At 66.3% G+C, this 9,847-nt stretch carries 8 protein-coding genes and 2 pseudogenes; 3 read left to right on the top strand and 7 right to left on the bottom strand.

The window, feature by feature from the left end; genetic code table 11:
- From E3O46_RS14225 to E3O46_RS14200, 6 genes and pseudogenes are all read right to left on the bottom strand, one after another.
- Positions 1-365: pseudogene (locus E3O46_RS14225) on the bottom strand (L-rhamnose isomerase); the annotation flags it as partial.
- Positions 362-754 carry an L-rhamnose mutarotase gene (locus E3O46_RS14220; RefSeq protein ID WP_134559349.1) on the bottom strand — a complete coding sequence of 131 codons (393 nt, stop codon included), beginning with the start codon at positions 752-754 and terminating at the stop codon, positions 362-364. The gene E3O46_RS14220 and the pseudogene E3O46_RS14225, both read right to left, overlap by 4 nt.
- A 168-nt stretch (positions 755-922) precedes the next feature.
- The gene (gene rhaS / locus E3O46_RS14215; RefSeq protein WP_134446401.1) at positions 923-1,987 is read right to left on the bottom strand and encodes a rhamnose ABC transporter substrate-binding protein; all 1,065 of its coding nucleotides are present in this window, start codon (positions 1,985-1,987) and stop codon (positions 923-925) included.
- 60 nt (positions 1,988-2,047) lie between these two features.
- The gene (locus E3O46_RS14210) at positions 2,048-3,097 is read right to left on the bottom strand and encodes an ABC transporter permease (protein WP_134559351.1); all 1,050 of its coding nucleotides are present in this window, start codon (positions 3,095-3,097) and stop codon (positions 2,048-2,050) included.
- Entirely contained in the window at positions 3,094-4,140 is a 1,047-nt protein-coding gene (locus E3O46_RS14205; RefSeq protein ID WP_370294981.1) for an ABC transporter permease, read from the bottom strand. Before E3O46_RS14205 ends, E3O46_RS14210 begins: the two co-directional genes overlap by 4 nt.
- Positions 4,137-5,660, bottom strand: a complete 1,524-nt coding sequence (locus E3O46_RS14200; protein ID WP_134561932.1) for a sugar ABC transporter ATP-binding protein — start codon at positions 5,658-5,660, stop codon at positions 4,137-4,139. Before E3O46_RS14200 ends, E3O46_RS14205 begins: the two co-directional genes overlap by 4 nt.
- Positions 5,661-5,942: 282 nt before the next feature.
- Here E3O46_RS14200 and E3O46_RS14195 point away from each other — a divergent pair, with 282 nt between their 5' ends.
- Complete coding sequence (locus E3O46_RS14195) at positions 5,943-6,950, top strand: LacI family DNA-binding transcriptional regulator (RefSeq protein WP_134446404.1); 1,008 nt, start codon at positions 5,943-5,945, stop codon at positions 6,948-6,950.
- 170 nt (positions 6,951-7,120) lie between these two features.
- On the opposite strand, the gene E3O46_RS14190 is transcribed toward E3O46_RS14195, so the two are convergent.
- On the bottom strand, positions 7,121-8,425 hold the full coding sequence (locus E3O46_RS14190; protein ID WP_198413724.1) for an MFS transporter: 1,305 nt from the start codon (positions 8,423-8,425) through the stop codon (positions 7,121-7,123).
- Between the two features lie 318 nt (positions 8,426-8,743).
- On the opposite strand from E3O46_RS14190, the gene E3O46_RS14185 reads away from it, so the two are divergent.
- Both E3O46_RS14185 and E3O46_RS14180 read left to right on the top strand, forming a co-directional pair.
- Positions 8,744-9,385 carry a class II aldolase/adducin family protein gene (locus tag E3O46_RS14185; RefSeq protein ID WP_134446406.1) on the top strand — a complete coding sequence of 214 codons (642 nt, stop codon included), beginning with the start codon at positions 8,744-8,746 and terminating at the stop codon, positions 9,383-9,385.
- Between the two features lie 97 nt (positions 9,386-9,482).
- Positions 9,483-9,847 (top strand): annotated as a pseudogene (locus E3O46_RS14180) (L-rhamnose isomerase); the annotation flags it as partial.

Genomic DNA, 9,847 nt, shown 5'->3' with positions numbered 1-9,847 from the left:
AAGTGGTGATCGATCGCCATCTGGCGCACCTTCGGGTCGATGTGGGTCAGGCTGCCGAACTTGTAGGCGTCATCCTGGAACGTGTTCGAGTTGACCGTGCCGAGCGTGAGGCCCTTCTCCGCGGCGAACTCGCGCAGACCGGTGTAGTCGTCGACCTTGTCCCACGGGATGTGCAGGGCCACCTTCGGCGAAAGGCCGGTGACCTGGTGCACCTGCGCGGCGTCGGAGATCTTCTCCTGGATGGTGCGCGGAGTTCCGGGCGTGCCGAACACCTTGAACCGGGTGCCGGAGTTGCCGAACGCCCAGGACGGCAGTTCGATGACCTGCCCCTCGAGCTGGGCCAGGGTGTCGGGGCTGATGCTCACGTTGTGCTTCTTTCGGTCGGGGCAGCGGATGCGGCGGCGAGGGAGTCGAGTTGGTCTTCCAGATTGAAGATCTCGGTCAGTTGGAGGAAACCGGTGTCTGGGGCACCGTCGAGGGCGACGAAGAAGTCGCCCATCTCGGCCTGCCAGCGGGCGTTGACCTCGGTTGCGGCCATGCCCGCCTGGGCGGCGGCGAGGCTCGCGGTCTCGAAGTAGCCGATCAGCAGCCCGTCGTCGCGCAGGAAAATGGAGTAGTTGTTCCAGCCCGTGCTCTTGAGGGCCAGCAGCATGTCGGGCCAGACTGCGGCGTGGCGACGACGGTATTCGGGGATCAGCTCCGGCTTGACCTGGAGCTGGAAGCACACGCGGTGCTGGGTATCGCTGCTCGACATTGAGGTTCCTTGCTGGTTCGGATTCCGAAAATGAATCGATTCAAGTTTGCCGTGCGGAGCGCATTCCCGCAAGGCCGCGGGACGGATGCAACCGGCATCCGCCCCGCAGCCGACTCGCGCGGGCACTGCGATACTGCGGGTGATACGGGGTTGTGCGCGTGGAACGACCTAGAAGTTGAAGTCCGCGATGTTCTCCTTGGTGAATGTGAACGGCTCGCCGAGGAGCACGGTGGCATCCTTGCCGACGGTGAATTCGCCGAGGGCGCCTGCGGTGAACTTGTCGCCTTCCTTGCCGGTGATGGTGCCGTCGATCAGGGCCTTGGCGCCGTAGGCGGCGAGGTAGCCGAGGTCGGCCGGGTTCCAGAGCGCGAATGCCGTGACCGTGCCGTCGTTGACGTAGTCACGCATCTGGTTCGGCGTGCCGAGACCGGTGAGCGCGACCTTGCCCTTGTACTGCGAGGTCTGCAGGTAGCGGGCCGCCGCTGCGATGCCGACCGTTGTGGGCGAGATGATGCCCTTCAGGTTCGGGTGCGACTGGAGCAGGGCCGCCGTCTTGTCGAAGGAGGTCTGGTCATCGTCGTTGCCGTAGACGGTGTCGACGAGCGTGACGTTCGGGTGGTTCGCGGCGAGTTCCTTCTTCATCGTCTCGATCCAGGCGTTCTGGTTGGTCGCGTTGGCCGAGGCGGAGAGGATGGCGACCTCGCCGGTGTCGCCGATCTGCTTGGTGATCAGGTCGACCTCGATCTTGGCGATGCCGTCGGCCGTGGCCTGGTTGATGTACAGGTCGCGGTACTGCGGGTCGGTGTCCGAGTCGAAGGTGACGACCTTGGTGCCGGCCGCTCGGGCCTCGTTGAGGGCGCTGCCGATCGCCGTGGGGTCGTCGGCGGAGATGATGATCGCGCCGACTCCCTGCTGGGTGAGCGTGTTGATGAAGCTGACCTGGGCATCGGCCGCGGCGGTCGCCGGGCCGACCTCGGCGTAGGTTCCGCCGAATTCGGTGATCGCCTTGGATCCGCCCTTGTCGGAGGTGTCGAAGTATGCATTGCCGAGGTTCTTCGGCAGGAACGTGATCGCGTAGTTCTTGTCGCCGGAGCCGGACGCAGCTGCACCGGTGGAGGTGTCGGTCGAGGCCGAACTGGAGCATCCGGTGGCGAGGAGGGCGATGGCTGCGACGCCGGCGACGAGCGCGACAGCGCGGGCGCCGTGGCGCCGGGTGGTGGTGGAAGGAGACATCGTTGTGCCTTTCAGGTGGGGTGAAGCGGATGTTGGTGGTCGGGCGAGGGAACGGAGCGGTTACTGCTTCTGTTTCTCTGGCGTGGCACGACGGAAACGCAGGCTGCGGAACCACGACAGAAATCGGGGGGAGAGCACGGACAGGATCAGCAGGGCGCCGGTGATGATGTTGATGACGTCCGAGCTGACATTGGCGAGGCGGAGCGCGCTCTGCAGCACGCCGATCAGGAGCACGCCGGCGATGACGCCGTGGATGGCGCCCTTGCCGCCGAAAATGGACACTCCACCCAGGAGGACCGCGGCGATGACCGACAGCTCGAGTCCCATCGCATTGTCACCGCGAGCGCTGCCGTAGCGGAAGGTCCAGTAGATTCCGGCGAGCGCGGCGATCAGCCCCGTGAGCATGAAGGCGACGACCTTGGTCCGGTTGACGTGCACTCCGGAGAAGTGCGCGGTCTCCGTGCTGAAGCCGATCGCCACGATTCCGCGGCCGAAGGGGGTGAAGTGCAGGAGAGCGACGAAGACCACGATCAACGCGACGACCAGCACCATGGCGACGGGGATGCCGGTGCTGCCGAACTTCGACTGGGCGAGGCCGGTCCAGAACGCCGGGAAGCTCGTGACGGCGGTCGTCCCGAGCAGGCCGACGGCGATGCCGCGATAGAGGGCGAGCGTGCCGATGGTGACCGCGAGCGAGGGCAGGCCGACCACGGTGACCAGGAGCCCATTGATCAGGCCCGCGACGAGGCCCATCACCAGGCAGGCGACGATGGCGACCGGGACCGGCCAGCCGGCCTGGGTCAGGATACCGAGCAGGACACTGCTCAGGCCGAGCGTGCTTGCGACGGAGAGGTCGATCTCGCCCATCATGATCACGAGGGTCATCGGCAGGGCGATCATCAGGATCGGCGCGACGTCGAGGAGCAGGAAGCCGAGCGTCGTGGTGGTGCCGAAGCGTCGCACCTCGAGCGAGGCGATCACGATCACGAGGATGAGGGCGACGATGACCGCCATCTCGCGGGTGAGGAGCAGGCGCATCCAGAAGGGTCGACCGTACTCGGCGTAGACGCGCGTGCCGGTCCGGCTGTCGGCCGGGGCGGAGATGGTCATGCGGAGACCTCCCGTTCTGAAATGAGTTGGCGGGAGAGTCGGAGCGAGAGGACCCGGTCGAGCACGATAGCGCCGATGATGAGGGTGCCCACGACCGCCTGCTGCCAGAAGTCGGGGATGCCCAGGATGGGCAGGGCACGGTTGATGGTGAGCAGCAGGACCGCACCGATGGCCGCGCCGTAGACGGTGCCGCTGCCGCCGAAGATCGCGACGCCGCCGATCACGGCAGCGCCGACGGCCTGCAGCTCGAGCCCGGTGCCCGTCTGCGAGTTGGTCGTTCCGTAACGGGCAGCGAAGAGCACGCCGGCGAGCCCGGCGAGGGCGCCGCAGAGCAGGAAGGCGACGAGGATGCGACGGGTGACGCCGAGTCCGTAAAGCTGCGCGGCATCGGGATCCGAACCGATCGCGTAGAGCTCCCGACCGCCTCGCTGGTTGCGCAGGTACCAGCCTGCGACGAGCACCACGATCAGCGCGATGATCGTGAGGTACGGCACGAAGAGCAGCGCACTCGTGCCGAGGGCGAGGAAGTCCTTGGGCAGGTCGGACGCGTTCACCCGGTTGCTGCCGGCCCAGAGCACGTTGATGCCCCGGTAGGCATACAGGGTTCCGAGCGTGATCACGAGGGCCGGCACCTTGCCGAACGCGACGAGCGCGCCGTTGAGCAGGCCGAGCGCAGCACCGAGTGCCATGCCTGCGGCGAAGACGACGATGATCGGGATGCCGGGCACGTCGATGAAAAGGCGCCCGGTCAGGTAGGCCGTCAGTCCGACGACAGAGCCGACCGAGAGGTCGACCGATCGGGTGATGATCACGATCGCCTGGCCGACGGCCACGAGCACGAGGATCGACGGGGTGAGGAGCAGGTCCCGGAATCCGTCCTGGCTGAAGAGGAAACTCGGGTTCTTGATCGTGGTGATGAGCACAACGATCACGAGGGCGGCGAGGATGCCGGTCTCGCGGGAACGCAGGAAGGTGCGCAGACCGCGCTGGAACGCTCCGCCGCCCGCTCCGGTGGGCGTCTGGGTGCTGGTTGTCGTGGTCACTGGATGGACTCCGTTGAGTGGGTGGCAGCGAACATGATGGACTCGGCCGTGGCATCCGCCCGGGAGATCTCCGCGGTGATGCGGCCTTCGCGGACGACGAGCACGCGGTCGGCCGTACCCAGGATTTCCGGCAGTTCCGAGGAGATCATCACGATCCCGAGGCCCTCACCCGCGAGCTGCGAGAGCAGGCGATGCACCTCGGCCTTGGTTCCGACGTCGATCCCGCGGGTGGGTTCGTCGATGATGAGCACCTCGGGGTTCGTCGACAGCCACTTACCGAGCACGACCTTCTGCTGGTTTCCGCCGGAGAGCGTGCCGACCTCGGTGTCGAGGGCGTTCGTCTTGACCTCGAGGCGGCCGGCCCAGTCCTTGGCGGCCCGGTTCTCGAGGCTCGAGTCGATGAACCCGAAGCGACTGAGCCGGGTACGGGTCGAGAGTGTCAGGTTGCGGGCGACGGATGACTCGAGCACGAGGCCCTGCTTCCGGCGGTCCTCGGGCACGAGGGCCATTCCGGCAGCCATGGCCGCGGTCGGGTTGAGCTTCGGAACGGACTTCCCGTGCATCCGCACGGCTCCGGAGTCGTAGCGGTCGACGCCGAAAACGGCACGGACGATCTCGCTGCGACCGGCGCCGACGAGGCCCGAGAGCCCGACGATCTCGCCGGACCGCACCGTGAAGGACACATCGTGGAAGACACCGGCGGAGGTCAGCCCCTCGACTTCGAGCAGCACGTCGCCGACAGGGGCGACCTCCTTCGGGAACAGGTCGGTGACCTCGCGGCCGACCATCCTGCGCACGATCTCGTCGACGCTCGTGGACTGGATCGCATCGGTCGAGATGTATTGCCCGTCGCGCATGACCGTGATGGTGTCGCAGAGGGCGAAGACTTCGTCGAAGCGGTGCGAAATGAAGACCAGGGCGCGGCCCTCGTCACGCAGGCTGCGGGCGACGGCGAAGAGCCGGTCGACCTCGACGCCGCTGAGGGCTGCGGTGGGTTCGTCCATGATCAGCACCCGGGCGTCCACCGAAATGGCCTTGGCGATCTCGATGATCTGCTGGTCGGCGATCGACAGCCCCTCGGCCGGGCGGTCGGGGTCGATGCGCACCGCGAGGCGGGTGAACAGTTCCTCGGCCTCAGCGCGCATGGCCTTGCGGTCGATCCGGCCGAAGCGCTGGGTCGGCTGGCGACCCATGAAGATGTTCTCCGTGACCGAGAGGTCGGGGAAGAGGGTGGGCTCCTGGTAGATGACCGCGATGCCGGCCGCCTTGGCCTCGGCCGTCGAGCGGAAGTCGACGCTTTCGCCGCGGAGCAGGAAGTCCCCCGCGTCGCGCTGGTAGAGTCCGGCGACGATCTTGACGAGGGTCGACTTGCCCGCGCCGTTCTCGCCCACGAGGGCGTGGATGGAGTTCATGTGCACGGTGAGGTCGGCGGACGTCAGCGCGACGACCGATCCGAAGGCCTTGGCCACTCCACGCAGTTCGAGGGCCGGCGGGCCGGAATTACTGGGGCTGATCGACATTGATAGGTCCTGACCTCCACATTGAGGAACGCTGGGGAAACGCGCGAGCGGGCGTTGAATCGTTTTAATTCTGCGAACACAGGGAAATCTATTTCGATGCCACCGCAGCTGTCAAGTAACAACTGCGTAACGACGAGCTATTCTCGGAGCATGGTGGCAGCGGGCCGAACAAACCCCGACCCGCCGCGAAAAACACCGCGCGGATGCCGGTGGCTGGATATCCGCGCCCCGATCTGACACGATTCATCGTGGCCCCGTGCGGCCCGATCTGGAGAAGACCCGATGTCCGTAAGCGTGCGTGAGGTGGCCGCGACTGCCGGCGTGTCCGTCGGCACGGTGTCGAATGTGCTCAATCGCCCGGACAAGGTTTCCCCGAGCACCGTCGAACGCGTCCAGGCGGCGATCAGCCAGCTCGGTTTCGTGCGCAACGACGCAGCCCGCCAATTGCGTGCCGGTCGCAGCCGGAGCATCGGCCTCGTCGTCCTCGACGTCGCCAACCCCTTTTTCACGGATGTCGCGCGCGGCGCCGAAGACCGCGCAGCCGAGGACGGCCTCACGGTGCTCCTGGGCAACAGCGACGAGAACCCGGGGCGCCAGAGCGCCTATCTCGACCTCTTCGAGGAACAGAGGGTGCACGGCGTGCTTATCTCACCCCTCGGGGACGTCGGCGACCGCCTCTCGCGGCTCCGCGCCCGCGGCACACCGACCGTGCTCGTGGACCGCGAGATCGCCGACCGGAGCTTCTCGTCCGTCGCCGTCGATGACGTGGCCGGCGGATACCTCGCCGTGAGCCACCTCGCCGCCATCGGACGGACCCGGATCGCCTTCGTCGGCGGGCCCCACAGCATCCGCCAGGTCGTCGACCGGCTCGAGGGCGCCCGCAAGGCCGTCGCCGAGCACCCGGGGGTCGTCCTCGAGACGATCGACACGGACTCGCTCTCGGTGCTGCAGGGGCGGTCCGTCGGTGAACAGCTCCTCGCCCGCCCGGCGGGAGAACGCCCGGACGCCGTCTTCGCGGCCAACGACCTGCTCGCGATGGGCGTGCTCCAGGCACTGAATATGCTCGGCGACGTACGCGTCCCCCGCGACATCGCCCTGATCGGATACGACGACATCGCCTTCGCGTCCGCTGCCGTTGTACCGCTTTCGTCGATCCGCCAGCCGAGCGCCCTGATCGGGTACACGGCCGTCGACCTGCTGATGCGCGAGGCGGAGGGCGGCGAGGACTTCGAGCACGAGCAGATCCAGTTCCAGCCCGAGCTCATCATCCGCGAGTCGACCGCCGGCTAGGCGAGACATCCGCCTGCCCGCACCCGCTTCGCGCCCGCCCGCGCGCCGGTTTCCGCTGCCCGCGCCCCGTGACGACGGAAACCGCGCCGGTTTGCGCAGGTCGCGCCCGCTCTTTCGGGCGCGACCTGCGCAAACGGGCGCGGCGGCGAAGACCGGGGCGCTGGATCCGGCTAGAAGTGCATGTTCATCGCGACCGGTTCCCCGACGACGGATGCTTCGACGACTGACTCCTCGGCGACGACGTCTTCCGGGTAGCGTTCGGCTTCGATCTGCTGGAGGCTCTTACCCTGGGTGTGCGGCGCCCAGACGGCTCCGACCACGAGCGAGACGGCGAGGAAGCCGATCAGGATGAGGCCGAGCCAGGACAGCCCGATCGAGGTCAGCAGGATCGGGAAGACCATGCTGAGCAGGCCGACCATGATCCGGGCGACGAAGAACAGGATGCCCTGCGCGCTCGCCCGGTACTCGGTCGCGAAGAGCTCGCTGGCCCAGAGGCCGTAGAAGGCCTGGGCGCCGATGCCGGCCGCGACGCCCCAGAGCACGGCGAAGGAGAGCAGCGCCGGCATGGTCGGTTCGGCGAAGACGAGCACGGCCCAGGCAGCGATGCCCAGAAGCGAACCGACGATGTAGAGCATGCGGCGGTTGAACCTGTCCGCGAGGCGCATGAAGCCGAAGTAGGTCGTGGCCACCGTGAGACCCCAGACGAGCGCCTGGAGCAGGTACTGCTCCGTGGCGCTCTCGACGCCCGCGGCGGCGTAGACCCGCGGCATGAAGATTCCGGCCTGTCCTGCGACTATATTCCAGAACGAGTACACGCCGATCAGGAAGAAGATCGCGGTGATGTTCGCCTTCTTGCTGAAGAGCGCCTTGACGCCGTGGAAGACGTTGGTGGATGTCGCCTTCGCGTTGGATTCCTTCCAGATGGCCGTCTCCGGCAGTCCCTGCCGCATGTACCAGGTGATGAAGGCCACGACGAAGAGCTCGGCGAAGATGAGCCGGCTGCCGAGGAGGCCGAGGGGCTCGACCGCGACGGCGAGGAGGAAACCGATCAGCGGGCCGCAGGACCAGGCGAGCTGGGCGGCACCGACGTGCTTGGCGCGCTGCCCGGCCGGCGCCTGCTCGGAGAGGTAGGTCCACGAGGCCGGAACACCGGCCCCGACGGCGATACCGGTGATGATGAAGGCGAGCAGCAGCATCCCGTAGCTCATCGCGAACACGGCGAGGGCGACGCCGATCATATAGACGATGAGGTCGTAGGTATAAATGAACTTGCGACCGTACTTGTCGCACAACGGGCCGCCGATGAGCGCACCCGCCGCCGCACCGAACGCGTTCGCGCTCAGGGCCGCGAGCAATCCGACCGCGAAGTCGTCGATCCCGAACTCCTTCTGCCAGAGCGACAGGCTGGTTGCGATCGCGATGATCGATCCCGCTTCGATGTAATTGGACATCGCCACCGAGATGGTGGCTTTCATTCCGGTTGTGCTTTTGTTTCCAATTCGGACCACGAATGGTCCTCCTTTGCTCTCGTCATTGATGCAGAGGCTCGTGGCCTCGGCTTCGAGGACGCGATGCGGTGGCGCCGGTGGCGCCGCACTGTTCATTGAATGAAACGATTCAATGAGGTGTCCCAGCAGACTACGTCACAATCGTGTGCCTGCCTAACCATTTCGGGTGCGCCGTGACCGGGGGCGACGACCCGGGGGGAACCGGGGAGTTGACGCGCTGTGGTTTCCGGAGTTATAGTCGAGATAGTTGAAACGATTCAATTACCACGAAGACGAGGACATCCCATGAGCTTTGCCAGTCGCGAACTCCGCGAAGAAATCCTGTACTGGTGCAAGGAGTCGGTGCGTACCGGACTCAACTTCAACACCCAGGGCAACATCTCGATTCGCCTGCCCGAGCATGACGCGATCGTCATTACGCCCTCCGGCATCCGCTACGACGTGCTGACGGTCGACGAGATGGTCGTCGTCGGCTATGACGGCGTCGTCATCGAGGGGGACCTGTTCCCGTCGACCGAGACGGATGTCCACCTCGCCCATTACCGCCGCCGCCCCGACATCAACGCGATCGTGCACACCGAGTCGCCGTACGCGAACATGTTCGGCGCCGTCGGCAAGACCATCGACCCCGTGCTGCTGAACATGGTGCTCTACGCCAAGGGCGCCGTGCGCATCATGCCGTTCGAGTTCTCCACCAACAAGGACTTCGGCGAGCTCAGCGCCGCGCTCATGGGCGACGACACGAACGCCGTCGTCTGGGGCAACCACGGCATGATCTCGGTCGGCGAAGACGTCGCCGGCGCATTCAAGGTCGCCGTCGCGGTCGAGGCCAACGCGCAGGTGCTCTATGGGGCCCTGCAGCTCGGCACCCCGAACATCCTCGAGCTCGAGAAGATCGTCATCCCCGAGGGTGCGCGCCTGCCCTAAGCGGCATTCGGCACCCGATGTGCGGCGGCCCCGAGCGGGCCGCCGCCGCGCTCAACCTCAGCAGTATCCACAGACATACCCACAGAGAAGTGACCCCATGACGGTATCCGCAGAAACCCTTCGCCTCCTGGAAAGCCAGGCCATCGAGCTCCCGTCGTGGGCGTTCGGCAACTCGGGCACCCGCTTCAAGGTCTTCTCGACCCCCGGCACGCCGCGCACCCCCCAGGAGAAGATCGCCGATGCCGCAACGGTCAACAAGTTCACCGCGCTTTCCCCGAGCGTCGCGATCCACATTCCGTGGGACAAGGTCGACGACTATGCGGCGCTCGGAAAGTACGCCGAAGACCTCGGCGTCACGCTCGGCACGGTCAACTCGAACACGTTCCAGGATGACGCCTACAAGTTCGGCAGCCTGACCCACATCGACCCGAAGGTGCGCCAGATGGCGATCGATCACCACTT

The organism is Cryobacterium glucosi, from assembly GCF_004402235.1.
Lineage (GTDB): Bacteria > Actinomycetota > Actinomycetes > Actinomycetales > Microbacteriaceae > Cryobacterium > Cryobacterium glucosi.
The sequence above is the reverse complement of the archived record's forward strand: the minus strand, read 5'-3'. Positions and strand labels throughout refer to the sequence as shown.

What these genes read in the sequence shown, in the direction of transcription:
- E3O46_RS14185 (WP_134446406.1), top strand. Translation starts at nt 8,744, where the DNA reads ATGAGCTTTGCCAGTCGCGAACTCCGCGAAGAAATCCTGTACTGGTGC.
- E3O46_RS14220 (WP_134559349.1), bottom strand. Translation starts at nt 754, where the DNA reads ATGTCGAGCAGCGATACCCAGCACCGCGTGTGCTTCCAGCTCCAGGTC.
- E3O46_RS14200 (WP_134561932.1), bottom strand. Translation starts at nt 5,660, where the DNA reads ATGTCGATCAGCCCCAGTAATTCCGGCCCGCCGGCCCTCGAACTGCGT.
- E3O46_RS14195 (WP_134446404.1), top strand. Translation starts at nt 5,943, where the DNA reads ATGTCCGTAAGCGTGCGTGAGGTGGCCGCGACTGCCGGCGTGTCCGTC.
- E3O46_RS14210 (WP_134559351.1), bottom strand. Translation starts at nt 3,097, where the DNA reads ATGACCATCTCCGCCCCGGCCGACAGCCGGACCGGCACGCGCGTCTAC.
- E3O46_RS14190 (WP_198413724.1), bottom strand. Translation starts at nt 8,425, where the DNA reads ATGAAAGCCACCATCTCGGTGGCGATGTCCAATTACATCGAAGCGGGA.
- rhaS (WP_134446401.1), bottom strand. Translation starts at nt 1,987, where the DNA reads ATGTCTCCTTCCACCACCACCCGGCGCCACGGCGCCCGCGCTGTCGCG.